The sequence below is a fragment of the Bacillus sp. RB3 genome, from assembly GCF_030164735.1.
GTDB lineage: Bacteria > Bacillota > Bacilli > Bacillales > Bacillaceae_G > Bacillus_A > Bacillus_A cereus.
On the sequence record NZ_JASNGE010000002.1, the window covers coordinates 267,193 to 287,019 of the forward strand.

Consider the following 19,827-nt stretch of genomic DNA (forward strand, 5'->3'; position numbering starts at 1 on the left):
TTTCCCATAGTAATCCTATAAGGTATAAACCATTTATAACATTGAGAATATTCATGTATTTCCAATGTGAAATTATTGTAATGGATTGGAGAGCGGTTGAATATAGTTATTAAATCAAATAATGTTGAGAAAGTTTTATTTATTATATCGATAAAATTTTATGATGTAATTTATTACAAATAGATTAAGAAAAGAGTTTTAAATTTTTCTTAATCAGTTAGTGTGAAAATATCACATACTATTACATACAATCGAGTTACTTACATTTCATATTCAAAATAGAGAAAAGACACCTTGAATGGTGTCTTTTCTCTATTTTAATTCCATATACTTTTTACGCCTTTGTTATTTTTAAACGATTTGTAGGAATTAATACAACTCGAACATCTAGTTCGTTATATGTTCGAATATATAATAAACATTATATGGATTACGAATGTATTTCAGGTAATTTTATAAATAAACTCAAAGATATCTTCTCCTCCTACTGTCATAAAAGAAATAATCTATTGCTTATTTCTTTTATTAAATTGTAATATAATTACAGTATGTGAAATTATATTACATTAACTTTAAAAACGAAGTGAGAATAATCTTCATTTCGCTTTTTTTATTTGCAATCCTTGTTAAATTTGCTCAATGCAGTATTTATTTCCACATTCTTCGCTTTTATTTAATCGGTTTCTCTGTTTTTAAGACAAATGAACTTAATGCAGGAACTTTAATTTTATTGTCATGGACAACATAAAGTGGTTTACTTCCCGCCTGCTTGCCGTCTACTAGTACTTTCCAAGGCCCTTTCGATGGAAGTGTTATTTCAACAGCTTCTCTATTTGCATTGTGAGCCACTGTAAAGTATTCATTTTTATTCCCCTCTATTGTATAAGCTACAGTATTTTTCGGAGCATCAATAAATGATACATGTGTTTTTATTTGCTCTGCAGATGTCATTCGAAAAGCTGAGTACTTTTTGCGTAATTCTATTAAACCCTTCATATAATCTACTTCATTATTAAACGTTGCACGGCGCAGCCAATCCATCTGGTTAATTGAATCTGGAGATTTGTAACTATTATGATCACCGTATTTCGTCCGCATAAACTCTTGCCCTGCATGTAAAAATGGAATCCCTTGTGATGTTAATAAAATTGAAGAAGACAATTTGTGCATTTGTTTTCGCATTTCTTCACTGTCACCTGGATTAGTTAACTCAAGTTTATCCCATAATGTATGATTGTCATGTGCTTCCACATAAGTTAATACCTGTTCAGGATCTTGATAGGTAGACGAATTTGTATCATAGTCAATACCTGCTGTAATGCCTTTTTTAATACGATCTTCCATGTTTTGCTTTCCATTTACAAAACCATTTTCCTTTTCCTCAAATACACTACCTTTCAACCCATCACGTATATTATCGTTAAAATGAGCAATCCCTTTCATTTTCTCTGCATTTTTTTGATTTGCTTTCAACTCAGCTGCAAGAGGTGTATTTAAATCCCATCCTTCTCCGTGTAGTATAATAGAAGGGTCAATTTGATTAACAGCTTTACGTATTTCATTCATCGTTTCATAATCATGAATACCCATTAAATCAAAACGGAATCCATCTAAATTGTATTCTTTTGCCCAATATGTTACGGAATCTATCATAAATTTCCTCATCATTTTTCTTTCTGAAGCAGTATCATTTCCTACTCCAGTTCCATTTGCAAATGTTCCATCTTCATTGTAACGATAATAATAACCTGGAACTAACTTATGAAAATTAGATTCAGCAGCATTATACATATGGTTATATACTACATCCATCACTACTCGAAGATTATTATCATGTAGTGTTTGAACCATTTGCTTTAATTCAGTTATTCGAACAGTTGGCTCATAAGGATTTGTAGAATAGGAGCCTTCTGGAACGTTGAAATTTTTAGGATCATATCCCCAGTTATATTGCGGTTCATTTAAAGTCTCTTCATTTACTGAAGCATAATCAAATATCGGTAAAAACTGAACGTGAGTAACACCAAGGTCCTTTATATGATCAAGTCCTGTTTTTACACCTCCTGGCCCTTTTGTGCCTTTTTCTGTTACACCTAAATACTTCCCTTTCTGTTTAATACCACTTTCAGGTTGAATGGAAAGATCGCGTACATGTAACTCATAAATAATAGCATCTTCCGGATTTTTAAATTTTGGCTTTTTGTTTGCTTTCCATTTTTTCGGATTTGTTTCTTCTAAATTAACGACTGCACCTTTATCGCCATTTACAGAAGCAGCACGCACATATGGATCAACCGCTTCAGCCCACTTATCACCAATTTTGACCTTATACGTATAAAAGAGCCCTTTTTGGTTCCCCTTTAGTTCTGCTGTCCAAGTTCCCTTTTCGCCTTGTTGCATGTTTATTTCAGCACCTATTTTATCGTTCCAGTTTTTATATGTAACTAACTTCGCTTCGCTTGCAGTAGGAGCCCATAAACGGAACTTTGTATGTTGCGGAGTATATGTATTTCCTAAATCGTTGCCACCATAATAAAATAAATTATCAAATTCTTCGCTACGAATGACTTTACCAATTTCAGTATTCGTATCAGCTAAGTTTTCAATTTTAACTTTGTATGTTTGTTTTAAATCAATTTTCTGTTCCGTAATTATTTTAACCTTATTAGTAATATCTCCACTGTTTGTATCATAAGGAGTAATATTTTTAATTTTAATGCCTTCAATTTCAATTTTCTTTTCCTTAATATGAAACGGGACATTAGTCGTTACAGTAATTTCATTGAAACTATCAATAGTTGCTTTTTGAATTGAGAGATCCGATGAAGGCTTAGAGTTATATACTTTTTCATCACCCGAAAGAATCCATACTTCAGCACGACCGTCCTTTATATTTTCAATCCAACGATCCCCACCATCTTTTTCCCATTCATTTGTTCGAACTATAAATCCTACACGATTATAGTCACCGTCTATTTTTATCTTAGCGTATTTTCCAAATTCATCTTCACCAGTAAATTCATAAGATGTACCATTTGCATTTTCTCCCCATAACCAAAGATTCCAGTCTTTTGTATTTCCAAGTTTTTCTTTGTAATGAATGATAATTTCAGTTGTTTTCGAATTTGAAACTGCCTTCACACTCTGAAAAGAGAAAACAGATGATAACATAATGATTAAAGTAAGTAATAAAACTGTTTTGTTAATTAATCTTTTTGTAATTTGCACCACATACACCCTTTCTTCAAATATTACTAACGATTTATTATGCTTTCACTGAATAAAACTGCTTAAATTTATCTAGAAATCTCTTTAACTTCACCTCCATATTGGCTATTTTCACGTATGTATTTCAATGACCTTTTAATACGAAAGCGTTTGCATTAACGCTTAAAAAAATAGATTTGTTTATGCCTTCATATATTTGTAAATACTAAAAGATCAGGGAAATCATTTTAAAGCAATCGTTTGTTATCGCTTTCATTTTATAGACTTTCTATCAAGAGGTCAATATATTATTAATTTTCTGTTTTTATACACTTTAAACCTTATTGATTTGTCACTACTTCTTAAAGAGAAAGCGCCTCATTATTGCTTAGTCAGTTTATTTTCAATAATACATTGCTACGTAAAAAAACAGCTAATATCCTTAAAATGACATTAGCTGTTTTTCATAATGTATTAATATATGAATGAGAACTATATTTCTAAATTATTTAATTTTTGCTGCATCAAATGCTTTTTGAACTGCTTGAACTTCAGCTGTATTCGCACCATATTTATTAGTTGCTACTCGAATACATGCTGATCTCAATTCTTTGAAATTAGAAGTCATGTTTAACTCATCTGTATTTGCATAATAGAAAATATCAAACATTTTATCTTCACCAATTCCTTTAACAGTTACTCCGTTATGAGTTCCGCCTTTCGCAATGAGATACGCAACTTTATTAATAATACTTGAATTAAAATGAACACCGCCTTGATCCCATCCATTAAAATCGTTAAATTCACTGTAATCATCTGGATAAGGTACTCCAAGTGAAGATGGAACAGAAGCTGGGTTTTCCATATCACGGAAAACAGATCCCGTTTGTTCTCCCATTGTCCAGTTGAATTTTCCATTATTTACGTATTTCTCAATAGATGTTCCCATAATATCAGATAATGCCTCATTAATCGCACCGGATTCTCCGTAATATTCAAGATTAGATTCGCTAGAAGTAACAGCGTGTGTAAATTCATGTCCAGCTACGTCATATGCTTTAACAATAGGATCGCCATATACAAGCATACTTCCATTATTAGCACTTAATGCATTCTGCCAATTTTTCGGATCATTCGTCTCTTCAGAATCCCAAGCGTGTACAACTGAAACTACTTTTTGTCCTTTATTATCAAAGCTATTACGCTTGTATTTATCTTTATAAAAATCAAATACTTTTGTTGCTAAGTAATGAGCACTTACTGCTTTCGGATCGTTAAATGTTGCCGAAGTACTAGTCGCTAATGTACCAGGATAATAGCTTTCTTCTTTAGTAATATCTCTGTAATTCACATCATATGTTTCAATGCCTTGCCCTCTTGTATAATCAGCAAGAGCATATTTGCCATTACTTTGTTTAGAAATACCAAATGAACGAGAAATACCTAAATCATCTTTTCCTGTTCCAGTTAATGATGTAAGACTGCTTTGTTTACTTTTCTTTAAAGCTCCAACTAGTTTGTCACTGGCTTTTAAGTTAGATTCTTGTACCATATTTTTTAACATATCACCATTTTGTGCATTTACTAAATAAGTACCAGAAACATAGTTTGGTGTTGCAGCTTCAAAGGTAACTTGGTATGCATTTTTAGCTTGTCCATTATTTTCATCAACAAAAATAACCTCTTTAACTTCCGGCTCAGAAATAAACTTGAGATCGTTTCCGTACTTCGTATAAATAAATTGTTTTGCTTCATCTTTTGATAGATTAATAGGTTTTTTCAATTCTTCTTGTTTTAAATTTTGTGCGCTATCACCTGAAACACTTTTAATAACACCATTATTATCTACGTGTGCAGTTAATTGATGGCCATATACTTCTTTTCCTTCGTATGTTTGTTGCATACGCACAAGTGTAGTTCCATCATACGAACCACGTTTTTGAAGAACTTTATAATCTACTCCTGCTTCTCCATTGACTTGTTTTTGGGACAGAGCTTGCTCTGTTTTCTCCTTAAGTGCATCCTTTACTACATTTTCTGGTGCCTTTTGTGACGGTTGTGTAAGTTCACCCGAACGGAACGATTCCTCTTGAATTTGGACTTGTAGTTGATCTGTTTCCTCTGCATGACCTACGCCATATGGTGCCACAGCTGTTAAAGCTAATCCTGTTGTTAATGCTACCTTAGTTAATGTCTTTTTGTTTTTCATTATTTCACCTCGTATAATTTTTGAAATAGAAAGCTTGTACAAAGTATACTGTCTATTTCTGTCGGAAAAAAGAGAAAATACGAAATTTATGTAAGATTATGCAAAATTACATAAATTGTGGTCAATATTATAAATAATGAACGGAACACATATGTACATTAATTTGAATAAAAGAGAATCCTTATAGACGCTCATCCAATTGGTTAGTTATTAATTATCTATATTCATTCTAATAAAAGTATACTTACATCTAAATAACAACATAAAAACCCACTCTTTACTATTGTAAGAGTGAGTTTCATACTATTAAAATAACAATCACTATAAGAAACCTTATAATTTATATTTTTTTAGTAATCCTATTAAGTTTTTTATAAAATTCACCTTTTGTCTTTGCATGATTAAACTCATTTGGATTAATATTTGCTTTTTGTGAGAGTGCTACAATTTCTTCTTTCGAAATTGAGTCTTTCGTATTTATAGATGCTATATTTGCGTATTTTCCGTCTTCTGTTTTTGGAATTTCTAAAATCCCTTTATTCACGAGATCAACTACAGCCTTATGCTCTGAAGAATGTAAATCTACACCAGTAATTTTCCAATTACGCATAACTTTTGGAGTGTATACACCATTCTTTACCTCTTTTAAATATGTAATAGCAAGGTTACGAATGGTTCCGCCTGTTTCTCCAAATGCATTCTCTTGTTTAGATGACCAAATTTGTTCAAACTTACGCCCCTCTAAAGCTCCCCCTTTTGCCTGAAGAGCCTCCATTCTATATGCATTCATTCCCAGCGTCATAACATCGCTCGTTTTGATTGGTTTGTTTGTACGAATAGAGCGTAAATTTGTAATTCTACTTCCATATGGTTTTGTTAAGTCAATTTCGTATTTTACGCCTCCAAAGAAATCGTTCGTACTGTATTTAGATGCACGGCGGGTTTTATCAAAGCTAACGGTTACATCTCCGGCACGAGATGAGTTAAAATATCCTGCTGCCCATTCCATATAGTCTTTTAAATCTTTTCCAGAAATCTTATATACTGTAATTTCTCCCAAGGCATATTGGTAATTGTACGCAATATCTTTTTTCTTAATAGGACCTATATCCAAACGGGCATAATCATTATCAATTTGATGGGCTACTACATCCGCTTTACTGTAGTAGAGCATGACTTCATGAAAGAAATCTGATAAAGGTGTTTCTTGAATCTGAACACTTGGAATACCTTTTATTTCATTTTCAGGAACAAGATTTCTCCCCTTTAATTGAGCGACTACAACATTTGCATCTCCTCTCGCATATTCGTGAAAAGGTGTTAATGTTTCTTCAAGTGTAGGATCAGATAATATCGTTGTTCCATCAGCATTTTTTACAGGTATAGCGGTAGCAGTTTTATCTTTTAAAACCAATTTCCCATCTTGCTTTGTAAAAGTAAGGTCAATACGTGAAATATGTGTTCCATATTTATCTGGTTCTGTAATAATTACGCCATTTACAACTTCTTTTTTTACAAGTTTATGCATATGAGCCGCAAAAATAGCGCTTAGTTCCGGACAAGCATTTGCAATATCTTGAACACCAGTACCAGGGATACCATTCTCATTTTCTAATCCCATATGCATAACTCCTACCATTACATCTACTTTACCTTCTAATTCCTTAATTGCCTTTTTCGTCTCTTCTACCGGATTTTTCACCACTAAACCATCTAAATGATCTGTCCCTTTTTCAAAATCACTAATCATTGGTGTATTCATACCAATAATCCCAACTTTAATTCCACCTTTTTCCACAATTGTATATGCAGGAAGAAAGCGCTCTCCATTTTCCTTATAAATATTTCCTGCTAACGTTTTTCCCTTATATTGCTCACTAACTTTTTTCAATGTATCTAATCCAAAATTGAATTCATGATTTCCAAATGCCCAGGCGTCATATCCCATTGTATTCATCGCTACCATCATTGGCGATTGTGGTTTATCGTTGAATAATTCTACTGAGTTTCCTTGAATTGTATCCCCAGCATCTACTAATATGGTATTTGGATTTTCTTGACGGACCTTCTTTATAACCGTATAAAGCTGCGTCAAACTTCCACTCATATTTGCTCCATCAAGCGCATAATCCCAAGGCATAAATCTACCATGAATATCTGCAGTACCTAACAATGTGATATTAACTTCAGATTCCTCAGCCTTAGAGATAGGTGGTTTGACTATTACTGCTGTTCCAAGCAGTAATAGAATTACAAAGTAACATACATAGTTCTTCCATTTCATTTTTTGCATAATAATAATATTTCTCCCCTTTTTGTACTTTCATAAAGTTGCTTGAACTTTAAAAATGTAACTTATTATTCAGGAAACTTCAACTACAAAAGATAATTTTGAAGGTGGTTCTGTTGCAAAATAAAGAGAATAAATTGCATACATCCCCTAACAGAATTGTATTTTATCGTTTCCTGACAGAATACCCCTGTGAAGTGTACTTCCAAAAAAATAACCCCGCTCTTCATTTAAGACGGGGTTACACTTATACAGAAAATCGGATAGTTTCATATTTTCTTAAGCTTATTGGTTACTTTCAACTAATTTCATTCTATTTTTGTTTTCTTCTGAATCAATATGAATCAACCGTTTTCCCTGTTTATAATACGCATCAATAAATAGGGAATGATTTTTACTTTTCAATTTCACAAAGCAATTTTATCTCTTTTATTTGTGAAATATGACGCTGTTCATGTAAATAAATCAGTTCTATCCACTGATCAAGGGGCAATTCTCCAAGAGCTGGATGCATCACTGCTTTTTTCGCTAATATAGACTCATCTTCTATTGTACTCAGGAAACGCATCAATTCTTTTCTTGATTCGTTTAGCATATTGAGCATTTGCTCCACTTCAAATGGTTCTATACTTGGTTCAATCATTTCTGGAGCTATAAACTTTTTCGTTCTATCTAATAAAATAGTGTGAATTTCTTTACGCTCATTTTGGGTACTATCTAACTTTTTTAATCCTGATGAAATAACTGTTATAACTCTCTCATCTAATAAAACTAAATGATGACAAACTTGTGCAATACTCCATTTATCCTTATCTGGTTTCCTATTAAATTGAGCATCACTCAACAAATTAATTTCCTCAACTAATTGATCTCTCGTTTCATAAAACTTGTCATTTACAAATGTATCCATGTGGATTCTCCTTTCATTGCAACCTACATACTTAAATTCCTACGCTAGAAATATTATCTTCAAAAAAAGTTTTTCTTTCACTACTATTCCAATTTCATTTTAAAGCTACAAATGAAATTATTTGTTTTTTATATCTTTTTAATTGGCACAAATAAATTAACCTTTAACTTTCCGTCTAGATCTTCAGCAACATTATTTAAGCAAAACTCTAAATTATCTCTATCATAATCTGCATCATACTCACTATTTGGTAGCCACTCTGCATACATGTATTGATACGCTTCACTTAATTTATGAGGTTCATCATAGAACTGGTATAGACCATATGTACCTCCATCTAATCTTTTAAATTGCACATCATGATGCTTTTCTTTATCGAAGTTTTCAGGAATCGTAACACATGCATCATGCCGGCACTTATGACTTGCAACAAGTTCAGGATTATCTAATGATATTCCGATAAATGATTGCTCTGGTGGATAAAGTTTATTTTCAATTGACCAATTCAGTAACTTTCCCCAGTGATCTTGTGGTTCAAAGTAGCTACCAGTTCGTCTTATATATGCTACTTCTAATGGTGGAAATTTTTTTATAAAAACTTTCATTTACATCTTCTCCCCTATAAATATGTACACTGTTTATTTAGCTTTCTTTAAATATTTATTCCTTCTTAAATAAAAAGAATCCTCTAATCACATGAATTTTAATTGAAATACAATTGATTACTATTACTACTACTAAAGTAGTATGTACTTTCATACTTTTATTTGATTTTAAATTCTTTTTAAATCGATATATTAATTGTAAGAAAATAAAAAGGTGGAGGATTTTAATTGATTAAAGGAATATACGAAGCGCATTTACCAGTATAATGTCCTATCAATTTATCATTAAATAAATGTAAAAAATGACCCTATTTATTCATTTTTAATGCGTATGTATGTACATTTGTTAATTTATTCGATATATTATGGGTATTGAATGATTACGTGAAGTGTATAGGTCGCTTATATAACACCTTATATTTTTATATCCGTGAAAACTACAAAGTGTATGAAAATCCATTTGTCAAATGAATTTAGTGCGGAAGGAGGTTTGTGGTTACTTCATAGGGTATAATAATCAGTTTTTTACTGATAAAAATATAGGAGGCGACATAATGTTTCGTACGATTTCAAATTTCATGAGAGTAGCTGAGATAAGAAGGAAAATCCTTTTTACACTAGCGATGTTAATCGTTTTTCGAATTGGCACGTTTATTCCAGTTCCTCATACTAACGCAGAGGTATTAAAAGTACAAGATCAAGCTAACGTTCTAGGTATGTTAAACGTATTTGGCGGAGGAGCATTGCAACACTTCTCAATCTTTGCTGTAGGTATTACACCATATATTACAGCTTCCATCATAGTACAGTTACTACAAATGGATGTTATACCTAAATTTTCGGAATGGGCAAAGCAAGGAGAAATGGGCCGTAAGAAATCAGCTCAATTCACTCGATACTTTACAATCATTCTCGCATTCATACAGGCCATCGGAATGTCTTATGGCTTTAATAATATAGCAGGTGGACAATTAATAACAGATCAAAGCTGGACTACATACTTATTTATTGCGACAGTTTTAACTGCAGGTACTGCATTTTTACTTTGGTTAGGCGAACAAATTACCGCTAACGGAGTTGGTAATGGTATTTCGATGATTATCTTCGCAGGTCTCGTTGCCGCCATTCCAAATGTTGCAAATCAAATTTATTTACAACAATTCCAAAATGCTGGCGATCAGCTATTTATGCACATAATAAAAATTGTTTTAATTGGACTCGTAATTTTAGCGATAGTTGTTGGTGTTATTTACATTCAACAAGCTGTACGTAAAATACCGATCCAATATGCAAAAGCTGTTTCAGGAAACAATCAATATCAAGGAGCAAAAAACACTCATTTACCGCTTAAAGTAAATAGTGCTGGTGTTATACCAGTTATCTTTGCTTCTGCATTTTTAATGACGCCGCGTACAATTGCGCAGCTCTTCCCTGAGTCAAGCGTATCAAAATGGTTAGTTGCAAATCTTGATTTCGCACATCCAATTGGAATGACACTTTATGTCGGTCTTATCGTTGCTTTCACATACTTCTACGCATTTATTCAAGTAAATCCTGAACAAATGGCTGAGAATTTGAAAAAGCAAAATGGATATGTTCCTGGTATTCGTCCTGGTAAAGCAACTGAACAATATGTAACTAAAATTCTATACCGTTTAACATTTATCGGTGCAATTTTCTTAGGTGCTATTTCTATATTACCGCTCGTATTCACGAAAATTGCTACGTTACCACCTTCTGCTCAAATTGGTGGTACAAGCTTACTTATCATTGTCGGTGTAGCACTAGAAACTATGAAGACGTTAGAAAGCCAGCTTGTAAAACGTCATTATAAAGGCTTTATTAAAAAAGTGAATTAATTATCAAAAACACAGTTGGTTATTTTTCCAACTGTGTTTTTGATTTTATCAGTCCTGTAATATACAGGGCTATTGCTTTATTAAACTACATCTCCTTCTCTAATAACCGCCCTTTTTTGAAATAAGTCCGTAGTGTTGAACGATTGGCCAAAAATACACCAATCAATATAAGACAAGCCCCCATTCCCATTGTAGGATTTAAAGGTTCTCCTAAAATGATATATCCCACAATTATTGCAATTAATGGTGATACATATAACCACGTCGATGGAAATACTGGATTTGTTTTTGATAAGAGCCAGTAATATAATCCGTGTCCACCAATCGATCCGATAAATATGAGGTATAAAATAGGCCATTGCACACTCCATGAAGTTAATACGGTTACATTTGGTTGTTCTACAATAATAGATGCGATTAGTAGTAAAATCCCTCCATAAAACATTTGAATACCGTTAATAAGAAATGGTGATACATTTGATAAATCTGACAGTATTTCTTTCGAACGAATAGAGCCTATTCCGTAAAATAACTCCCCTATAACTAACACAATACAAGCAATACTCCATATGAAACTTACTTGTTGATGCATTCCTGGTAAAGAAACAAATATAACACCTGCTAGTGCAATAACTAAAGCAACGAGTTGTTCCTTTTGTAATTTCTCCCTATTCCTCTTTGCTTGTATTAATAAAATCATCATTGGTCCCGTAGCAGAAAGAACAGCAGCTAATCCCGAAGAAATATATTGTTCTGACCAATATAAACTTGCGAATGTCATAAATGTTAAACAAAATCCAGCATACATAATGCGTTTTGAAAATATATGTGGCATAATTTCTTTTCGCTTTAATTTAAAAATAATCATAAGGATTATGCCCGCTAAAAAGAAGCGAATTCCTGCTGAAAACAACGGTGGCGCCCCTGCTTCAATTCCAATTTTTATCGTTAAAAATGTTGTCCCGAAAATAATACATACTAAAATGTAATTAAAAATGACCATTTTGCTTCCTCCTTTTTACTCTTAGAATGAGTATAGAGGCTATGGTGTATAACAGTGTATCGGTACATATAACAGTTACTTCAAGTTGTAGTTGATTCCCTATATATTTTTCGCTTTAATTAAGTTAAAAAGAAAAATAGGTGAACCTATGAAAATTGTATTGCGTAAAGAAACAAACATACCGTATTACAAGCAAATATATATGCAAATTGTTGACAGAATACAAAGTGGTATGCTTTCACATGGTGAATCTCTTCCTTCTTTACGTTGTATGGCCACAGATTTACAAATCAATGTATTAACAGTTCGTAAAGCGTATAAACAGTTAGAAACGAAAGGGTATATACGCATCGAACAAGGAAAAGGTGCTTACATATATAAACGGGTAAAGAAAGATTTCAAACCAATTCCGTATAAATGGCAACAAATGAAAACGATTAATGTTATGCGTTCTCAATATGCAATGAATAAGCACCGTAAATATTATAATTTTTCACAAGCAATTCTGTATCCTCGTCTGTTACCAAATCCATTTTTGGCAGATGAAATGCATAAATTGCTGGATAAAAATCCGATGTTGTTAGCAACTTATGGGCCAGTTCAAGGCGATTATGAATTGCGAGTTGAAATAGCAAATTACTTAAATGAACACCAGAAATTAGTGACAGACCCATCTCAATTATTAATTACAAGCGGCGCACAACAAGGAATTGATTTAATTGCTCAAACATTATTAAAACCTGGAGATATTGTATTAGTAGAAAGTCCATGTTACAGTGCTGCGCTTGATATTTTCATCAATAAAGGTGTTCAAATCATTCCCGTTTCTCTTGATAATCATGGAGTTCGCTCCGACTTAATTGATGATATTTGTCAAAGTAAAAATCCCGTTTTATTGTATACGAATCCCACCTTCCAGAATCCGACAGGTACAGTAATGAGTAAAGAACGAAGAATGGAACTTATAGAACTATCGGAGTTATATCAATTTTTTATTATTGAAGATGATTCTTTCGGAGAAATATATTTTGAGGATGCTATAATCCCGCCCCCAATCAAAAGTTTTGATAAGGATGGCCACGTAATATATATAAAAGGATTTAGTAAAACGTTAGCACCAGGACTGCGTATCGCGGCACTTATTGCCGATGGTCCTATTTTTGAATGGCTATATGCAGTAAAAGGTTCAATGGATATCGGTAGTCCTTTATTAACACAGAAGGCACTTCTACCGTTTTTACGTGCAGAACGTATGAAAAACCATTTAGAAAAATTACGTACAGCTTTACAAATGAGACGTGATTTAACAATTGATATATTATCGCCATTAAAAGAACTACACTTTGAAATACCAAATGGAGGTTTTAATTTATGGGTGACACTACCTGATTCGATAGATCCCTTTACCTTATTACAAAAAGCAAATGAAGTAGATGTCTCTTTTTTACCAGGAACAGCTTGTCTATTAAATTACGAAACAAATGATAACCAATTAAGAATTAGCTATTCAATGTTAAACGAGAAAGATATGGAAATTGGATTAGAAAAATTACACGATACAATACGAAACAGTATTTGTTAGAAGTAATATCACAATAGCTAACAATAAATAATACCTGAAAATGAAAATGTATAGTATGGGATATTATTTATTGTTGAGCTTTTTCGTTATTCTGAACAACCGGTTTTAAAACTTGTCTTTCTTTTAATTCTTCAACAATACCATATTGATCAATAACAATTGCTTTCATTTCCTCTCCTCCTTGCTGTTTATTTTAATAACATACAATTATTTCTCAAAATTTTTTGCCTTGAATTAACATATAATTATTTTTGGGGGTAATTATGCAAGAAGCATTATAAAGTGAAACTTTAATCAACCCTCGCCAATCGGGCTTTTCCGGGAAGTTGGTCCCCTCCCAACTTCTTTACTTTCCCGGAATTTTGAAATGGGACTCTTACTGCCCGGAAAATAGCGGGATAAATTCCAATACGAATCTTACACACATCTTAGAATCATCCAAAATTGTTTTATTAATTAAATTCAAAAGAAATGAGGCTAACTATATGAGTGAAAAGATATTTAAAATAAACGGAATTGATATATGTACAGAAAGCTTTGGGAACCCTAAGAACCCTGCTATTTTATTAATTATGGGCGCTACATGTTCCATGGTTTATTGGGATGAAGAGTTTTGTGAGCTGTTGGCTAGTACGGGGAAGTTTGTTATTCGCTTTGATAACCGTGATGTTGGGCGCTCTGTTGCCTATGAACCTAGAACTTCCAATTACACAGTAACAGATATGGCTGAAGATGCAATTGGAGTACTAGATGCTTATCATATTGATAAAGCTCACCTATTTGGCATGTCATTAGGTGGTATGATTGCTCAAATTGCCGCTGTAAAACATCCCGAAAGAATTTTGACGCTAACTTTACTAGCGACTAGTGTAATAGGATCTGATGACAATACTCGCGATTTACCTCCAATGGATGAAAGGATTTTAACACATCATGTAAATGGCACAAGTATAGATTGGGCAAATAAAAATGATGTGGCAGAGTATTTAGTTTCAGGATCTCGTCTATTATGTGGATCAGAACGAATATTTGATGAAAATAGAGTTTATAAACAAGTAAAACAAGAAATAGAACGCGCAAACAATTTATTAAGTATGTTTAATCACGCTTTACTTCAAGGTGATGATGCATATGAAGGTGTACTTCAATCCATACAAGCACCTACATTAGTTATTCACGGAACAGACGATACAGCACTACCATTTGAACATGGCCTCGCACTAATTGATGAAATTCCAAACTCAGTACTATTAACCCTTAAAGGGGCAGGCCATGAAAACCATCCAGATGACTGGGAAAGCATAATTAATGCTGTTTCTAAACATACATCTAAAATTTAGATAAATAACTAATGGAAGGGTCACAAATTGTATTGTGCCCCTTCCATTTACAAACAAAACCCCATCACTGTATTCGTATGTATAGTGATGGGGACTTCTTATATTTTTCTATGTTTAAAAAAATGGACAATCTAATTGATCAACAGATTCCCATAATTTTTTTTTTGCATTTTCAGTGGATGTATTTGTGTCTAGTGTCATGTTTTTAAAAGGGTTTACTTCGACTTTTAATAAGGATGAAGGCTCCACATATAATGAGAAAACATGGCTGCTTGGTAAAGCTTTAGAAACATCAATATCTCCTACTTGTTTAAATAGTTGCTGCGCAGCAAAGAAGAAGAAATTAGTTGGATTTGATTGTTTATTCAGCCACGCAAGCATTTCAGGTGATACCGATTTATGAATATTGATTTTTACTCGATCACCACGTTTATATCGCCTAGATCGCATACTTCCACCAACTAACTTATCGTTAAGTTTGTAAATCCTAACTCTTTTTGCTTATGCTCTCTATATTTTGGCGAACAAGTATAGACTAATAATCCTCGTGCATTTGTAAATAACGGATTATCTACAAAGATTACATTTTTGAGTCGTCCTTTTTGCTTTAAAATCATTTTTAAACTGTTTTTAATAATTACTGCACCCCCGCCATAAATAAACACGTATGGATCGTCTTTCATATCATCAATTTTATTTATAATATCTGTTGCAACACGCGCTGCTAAACCTAATAGCGCTGGCTGTGATTCCTCAACTAATAATGTATTTCTCGGATGCTTATCATTTAAATAAATTTGATTGAATTCTGTAATGCTATCAATCGTTTTAGTTGGATACTTCCGGTTCCATCTCGTAATGATTTGTAGTAACGTCTCTTTTACACCATAAGATAAACCTTTACTTAGTTGCGGACGGAAATTCACCCCTAATGAAACGACTTCTTCTGTCGTCCCTGCGCCAATATCAAAAGAGAGTAGAGTTTTATCTACAAAATCAATTTCAGAAACTTGATTTTGCTCACATTCTATTTTATGTTTCACAACATTTCCTTCTTCATCGTATACAATGCCCCACGTCCCAGAAGCACCCTCAGGTAGGCATTTACAATACTCAATTGAAACATTAATTGTCACATCGCGTCCGTTCGGATAATGGAAAATAACCTTATGATTTCCCATATAACGTTTTGCATTTTCAGCAGCTATTTCTTGTGTAATAAGCTGCATAGGAAGAGCGACAGATAAATCATAACGAATATTAATATGGCTAGAAGTTGGACTTTGACGCATAGCGCTTACCGCCAAACCTGATAGTATTGTAATAACCATTAACTCATCCGTTGACTTATTTGATTTCTTCTCTACCTCAGTACCTTTTAATTGATCTTGAATGACTTTTTCTCCAACGATGTATCGTACATTATTTAGCATTAACGATGGCGAACTTATAGTCACATCAATGTGGTTTTCTAATTCAGATAATGAAACATCTACCTCATCTAAGAGTCCTGTAGGCTCACCTATATATAAAGAATAAATACTCGGAATAAAAATAGGGTCTTGCCCTTTCACCATTAACTTCAAACCGTTGTTTCCTGCATCTGCACCAGCTTTTAAAAGTATAGACATAACTACCCCCTAAATTAATCTGACATCCCTTCCAAATATATGCGAGCCCATTCTTTTACATTCAAATGTATTGTAATTTTTTATTTATCATAGAACTAAAATATTACATACTTACATATTTCGTGTAAAAAGTATTTGACATGATACTTTTCCAATTTTATACTTATATTTGTAAAGAGTTTTTTACAATCGAGGGGGCAATTATTTATTGAATACTAAAAAAACTATTTTTATAATCATTGTTTTAGCATTAATTGCAATACTAGTACATGGCACATATAAATACATAACTGAAGGTTCTATTTTGGGCGGTACGATTTTTGCTATTTCGTTAATACTTAGTAATTTAATTAATTACATTACTTGGGGAGATCCCCACGGTGTATCAGAAGAAAGTCAAGATGAAATGGGACAACAAATTACATATAAAAGCTTTAAAATTGCATATTTTGTGCTTGTAATTGTAATGTTCCTTATATTAATCTTCTCTGAAGGATTTTCTATGGGGGCTAATTTAGATGGAGTAAAAAACCTCCCTCTGTTCATCGCAATTTGCTCTTCCTTCTTTATTTATCCTATTGTCGAACTCGTAGTTGCAAAACAATATAAATAAAAAGATGAGGTTTTCTACATGTAGAAAACCTCATCTTTTTATATTTACATACCCTCTACAATTGCTTTTAATTTGTTCACAGTCCGCCAATTCCTAACTGTAGCTGGTGTATGTAACTTTTGAAACTGGTTCATTAATTTAGAATTTCGAATGCTATTTTTGAAAAACAAATAAACGACTTTCTCATCTATATAACAATCTTCAAGTTCACTTTTAAATGTAAGCAATTGACTACTCTCTTCTTCAGAAAGTACATTCGCTAAAAAAGCAATATGAACACTTTCTCCTTCTAACAATGAATGAACTTCATACGGACATTGTTTAATAATATTTATAAATTCATCATGTGTTCTTAGCATGACTGGAACATCGAAATCAAATTCATTTTTTATTTCCGTTTGTATTCGGTCTTTTAGAAAGTTTATATCTTCCTCAGATTCGAACACGATATTACCACTTTGTATATACGTTTTCACTTGTTTTAACCCTATTGATTCAAACACTCGTTTTAACTCAGCCATTTTGATTACTTTATGTCCACCGACATTGATTCCTCTTAGTAATGCAATATAAAGTGTCATACTATTCCCCCCACAATAAAATGAACTTATCAATTGAATCGATTTCCCCACTCATATTTCTCGGATATTTGTTTTAATTCTTCTAACATATCATGAATAGATAATACCTCAAATAAAATAATATACTCACTTGAAAAATGGTGATGATAATGATTTGGTTTATAATCTTTTAAATCATTTTTATAACTCCAAGTTGAGATATTAAAAAATTCACAAACTAACACTGTAAGAAAAACTGCAATCCCAGTTTTAATCACTCTTCCCCCAACGATATTCCATTTTCTATCTTGATTCATTTTTTATATCCTTCATTTCTATTTCATTTTATATACATATATTGTATATTATTAAAATAAAAAAACCTACTACATGAATATTCAAGAGTAAGTTTTCTATCTCATTATTTCATTATAGACAAATGCATTATTATTTGTTGGCCTATTGGTCCCATTCTTCTAAAACCTTTATCTTGGAAGCCGACTTTTGCATATAAATTTTGTGCAGGAATATTTCTTTCATTCACAGCAAGTACAACTTCATTTTTTATTGGAAAATAACGTTTTACAAACTCGTCTAATAATAACAATGACTTTTTAGCGTATCCCTTTATTTGTCTATTGTGATTTATATAAAATGAGGTTAAAAGTAAAGCGTTTTTATTGTCTGTGAATTCCTGTACTCTATCGCCTGTTTGCAATGCGAAAAGACCCACCGGTACCCCATTGTAATCTAAAATAACAATCACATTTTTTGTACGATCACTTTTTGCTTTCTCCAGTAATGCGCTTGGATCTGATGTAAACTGAACTTGTTCACTTGGTAAAGTAAATGTTTGTATAACTTCTTTATATTTCTCCTTATACGGAACTAATTGAATTTCCCCTGTGTGTATGTTCATGCTAAACTCTCCCATTTTTTAGCTTATTAACTTATACCTTGCTGTGCTTTTGAATGCACTCTTCCATCTAAAAAGGTAATTTCAACAAATGAATTTGGATTGTTTCCTTTCCAAGCAAAAATTTGTTTAATTTGTGTAGAATGTTCTACCCCTTCTTCTATAAGTAAATCTCCTTCAAAACCAATTAAATCTTTAACTTCTGTATAAGTCATCCCTTCATTTATACTCGAAAAATGATTTATATTGATAGACTCTTTCTGTTGCCTTTCCATCACAGTAGAAGAAGTTGCTGTTTGATTTTTCACTTCTTTTCTCTGTTCACACGCTGTCATACTGAAACCTAAGCATAAACTAAACAATATACATGCGCTTTTTTTCATCATAACAGTTGTCCCTCCCATCATAATTAAACCATATTTTTCCTTAAAAATAAACTGAATATTTAATATTATATTTAAAAACCTCGTACAATTAAGTACGAGGCTAATTTCATTTATTCAAATGATTATTTGATTGATCATCCTGTTCTTTTCTTAACTCTTGTTCTTCATCTTTTGGTAATTGTTTATCATTATCTTTAATTGGATTCGTTTCTCTATTTTCTATCATATCATTTGGAACTTGTGGCATTACTCGGCCCACAATAGCGGCTAATTCATCTAGTATACCTTCACCTGTTTTTCCTTTTTTAATTTGCTTTCCGATTTGTTTGAGCCGTTCATACGTATCAACATCTGCTACAACGACTGCATTAGCACCGTCAGGGTCATTTTTTAAACTTTCTGCAACAGAGTATTTAATTGATTCAACTCGAGTTCGATCAAGTTTTGCTTTTACATCAATACCTACAATAGCATATTTTCCAACAACGACCGCTGTTGCATCATTCACACCTGGCACACTTGCTGCTAAAGATGCTAAATGATCTGCTGCTTTTTCATTTGGCTTATTTGATTTATTCGTATAATTAACATTTTTCATTGAAACATTTTTTTGTTCCGGCTTTTCGTTTGGATTGTCTTTTTTTCCAATACTGCATCCAGTTATAACGAAGCAAAGCATCAATATATATATTAGAGTTTTCATTATTTTCACCACT

Annotated in this window: 16 protein-coding genes and 1 pseudogene; 4 read left to right on the top strand and 13 right to left on the bottom strand. The window is 32.5% G+C overall.

Annotated elements, in window-relative coordinates:
* Positions 1-669: 669 nt before the first annotated feature.
* From pulA to QO049_RS04250, 5 genes are all read right to left on the bottom strand, one after another.
* On the bottom strand, positions 670-3,228 hold the full coding sequence (gene pulA, locus QO049_RS04230) for a type I pullulanase (protein WP_084064237.1): 2,559 nt from the start codon (positions 3,226-3,228) through the stop codon (positions 670-672).
* Between the two features lie 484 nt (positions 3,229-3,712).
* Complete coding sequence (locus tag QO049_RS04235; RefSeq protein WP_000791453.1) at positions 3,713-5,416, bottom strand: M4 family metallopeptidase; 1,704 nt, start codon at positions 5,414-5,416, stop codon at positions 3,713-3,715.
* A gap of 340 nt (positions 5,417-5,756) precedes the next feature.
* The gene (locus QO049_RS04240; RefSeq protein WP_284489180.1) at positions 5,757-7,709 is read right to left on the bottom strand and encodes a bifunctional metallophosphatase/5'-nucleotidase; all 1,953 of its coding nucleotides are present in this window, start codon (positions 7,707-7,709) and stop codon (positions 5,757-5,759) included.
* Positions 7,710-8,100: 391 nt separating this feature from the next.
* Positions 8,101-8,616 (bottom strand): DinB family protein, encoded by a 516-nt coding sequence (locus tag QO049_RS04245; RefSeq protein ID WP_098382535.1) that lies wholly within the window; start codon positions 8,614-8,616, stop codon positions 8,101-8,103.
* A 128-nt stretch (positions 8,617-8,744) separates the two neighbouring features.
* On the bottom strand, positions 8,745-9,221 hold the full coding sequence (locus QO049_RS04250) for an AraC family transcriptional regulator (protein WP_000862353.1): 477 nt from the start codon (positions 9,219-9,221) through the stop codon (positions 8,745-8,747).
* 554 nt (positions 9,222-9,775) lie between these two features.
* Here QO049_RS04250 and secY point away from each other — a divergent pair.
* Positions 9,776-11,080, top strand: a complete 1,305-nt coding sequence (secY, locus tag QO049_RS04255) for a preprotein translocase subunit SecY (protein WP_098382534.1) — start codon at positions 9,776-9,778, stop codon at positions 11,078-11,080.
* An 85-nt stretch (positions 11,081-11,165) separates the two neighbouring features.
* On the opposite strand, the gene QO049_RS04260 is transcribed toward secY, so the two are convergent.
* Positions 11,166-12,083, bottom strand: a complete 918-nt coding sequence (locus QO049_RS04260; protein WP_000234333.1) for a DMT family transporter — start codon at positions 12,081-12,083, stop codon at positions 11,166-11,168.
* 148 nt (positions 12,084-12,231) lie between these two features.
* Here QO049_RS04260 and pdxR point away from each other — a divergent pair, with 148 nt between their 5' ends.
* Positions 12,232-13,665 (top strand): MocR-like pyridoxine biosynthesis transcription factor PdxR, encoded by a 1,434-nt coding sequence (gene pdxR, locus QO049_RS04265; protein ID WP_000706791.1) that lies wholly within the window; start codon positions 12,232-12,234, stop codon positions 13,663-13,665.
* A 485-nt stretch (positions 13,666-14,150) separates the two neighbouring features.
* Positions 14,151-15,005: a BCA family alpha/beta fold macrolide esterase gene (gene mleBCA, locus QO049_RS04270; protein WP_001290770.1), complete on the top strand. Its 855-nt coding sequence runs from the start codon at positions 14,151-14,153 to the stop codon at positions 15,003-15,005.
* A 114-nt stretch (positions 15,006-15,119) separates the two neighbouring features.
* On the opposite strand, the gene QO049_RS04275 is transcribed toward mleBCA, so the two are convergent.
* Both QO049_RS04275 and QO049_RS04280 read right to left on the bottom strand, forming a co-directional pair.
* Positions 15,120-15,455: a hypothetical protein gene (locus tag QO049_RS04275; protein ID WP_001257760.1), complete on the bottom strand. Its 336-nt coding sequence runs from the start codon at positions 15,453-15,455 to the stop codon at positions 15,120-15,122.
* A gap of 11 nt (positions 15,456-15,466) precedes the next feature.
* On the bottom strand, positions 15,467-16,636 hold the full coding sequence (locus QO049_RS04280; RefSeq protein ID WP_000025622.1) for a ParM/StbA family protein: 1,170 nt from the start codon (positions 16,634-16,636) through the stop codon (positions 15,467-15,469).
* A gap of 208 nt (positions 16,637-16,844) precedes the next feature.
* On the opposite strand from QO049_RS04280, the gene QO049_RS04285 reads away from it, so the two are divergent.
* Positions 16,845-17,249, top strand: a complete 405-nt coding sequence (locus tag QO049_RS04285; protein WP_001093143.1) for a hypothetical protein — start codon at positions 16,845-16,847, stop codon at positions 17,247-17,249.
* A gap of 44 nt (positions 17,250-17,293) precedes the next feature.
* Here QO049_RS04285 and QO049_RS04290 read toward each other — a convergent pair whose 3' ends face one another.
* The 5 genes and pseudogenes from QO049_RS04290 to QO049_RS04310 form a co-directional block, all read right to left on the bottom strand.
* A complete protein-coding gene (locus QO049_RS04290) occupies positions 17,294-17,830 on the bottom strand; it encodes a DUF1697 domain-containing protein (RefSeq protein WP_144501417.1) in 537 nt (178 codons plus the stop codon).
* Between the two features lie 224 nt (positions 17,831-18,054).
* Positions 18,055-18,126, bottom strand: a pseudogene (locus QO049_RS30910) (hypothetical protein); the annotation flags it as partial.
* A 104-nt stretch (positions 18,127-18,230) separates the two neighbouring features.
* Positions 18,231-18,743, bottom strand: coding sequence for a GNAT family N-acetyltransferase (locus tag QO049_RS04300; RefSeq protein WP_246960144.1), 513 nt, complete (start codon positions 18,741-18,743; stop codon positions 18,231-18,233).
* A gap of 11 nt (positions 18,744-18,754) precedes the next feature.
* Positions 18,755-19,111: a hypothetical protein gene (locus QO049_RS04305; RefSeq protein ID WP_000976447.1), complete on the bottom strand. Its 357-nt coding sequence runs from the start codon at positions 19,109-19,111 to the stop codon at positions 18,755-18,757.
* A gap of 106 nt (positions 19,112-19,217) precedes the next feature.
* Positions 19,218-19,814: a YhcN/YlaJ family sporulation lipoprotein gene (locus QO049_RS04310; RefSeq protein WP_000854053.1), complete on the bottom strand. Its 597-nt coding sequence runs from the start codon at positions 19,812-19,814 to the stop codon at positions 19,218-19,220.
* Positions 19,815-19,827: the final 13 nt, after the last annotated feature.

What these genes read in the sequence shown, in the direction of transcription:
- QO049_RS04235 (WP_000791453.1), bottom strand. Translation starts at nt 5,416, where the DNA reads ATGAAAAACAAAAAGACATTAACTAAGGTAGCATTAACAACAGGATTA.
- QO049_RS04240 (WP_284489180.1), bottom strand. Translation starts at nt 7,709, where the DNA reads ATGCAAAAAATGAAATGGAAGAACTATGTATGTTACTTTGTAATTCTA.
- QO049_RS04245 (WP_098382535.1), bottom strand. Translation starts at nt 8,616, where the DNA reads ATGGATACATTTGTAAATGACAAGTTTTATGAAACGAGAGATCAATTA.
- QO049_RS04250 (WP_000862353.1), bottom strand. Translation starts at nt 9,221, where the DNA reads ATGAAAGTTTTTATAAAAAAATTTCCACCATTAGAAGTAGCATATATA.
- secY (WP_098382534.1), top strand. Translation starts at nt 9,776, where the DNA reads ATGTTTCGTACGATTTCAAATTTCATGAGAGTAGCTGAGATAAGAAGG.
- QO049_RS04260 (WP_000234333.1), bottom strand. Translation starts at nt 12,083, where the DNA reads ATGGTCATTTTTAATTACATTTTAGTATGTATTATTTTCGGGACAACA.
- pdxR (WP_000706791.1), top strand. Translation starts at nt 12,232, where the DNA reads ATGAAAATTGTATTGCGTAAAGAAACAAACATACCGTATTACAAGCAA.
- mleBCA (WP_001290770.1), top strand. Translation starts at nt 14,151, where the DNA reads ATGAGTGAAAAGATATTTAAAATAAACGGAATTGATATATGTACAGAA.
- QO049_RS04275 (WP_001257760.1), bottom strand. Translation starts at nt 15,455, where the DNA reads ATGCGATCTAGGCGATATAAACGTGGTGATCGAGTAAAAATCAATATT.
- QO049_RS04280 (WP_000025622.1), bottom strand. Translation starts at nt 16,636, where the DNA reads ATGTCTATACTTTTAAAAGCTGGTGCAGATGCAGGAAACAACGGTTTG.
- QO049_RS04290 (WP_144501417.1), bottom strand. Translation starts at nt 17,830, where the DNA reads ATGACACTTTATATTGCATTACTAAGAGGAATCAATGTCGGTGGACAT.
- QO049_RS04300 (WP_246960144.1), bottom strand. Translation starts at nt 18,743, where the DNA reads ATGGGAGAGTTTAGCATGAACATACACACAGGGGAAATTCAATTAGTT.
- QO049_RS04305 (WP_000976447.1), bottom strand. Translation starts at nt 19,111, where the DNA reads ATGATGAAAAAAAGCGCATGTATATTGTTTAGTTTATGCTTAGGTTTC.
- QO049_RS04310 (WP_000854053.1), bottom strand. Translation starts at nt 19,814, where the DNA reads ATGAAAACTCTAATATATATATTGATGCTTTGCTTCGTTATAACTGGA.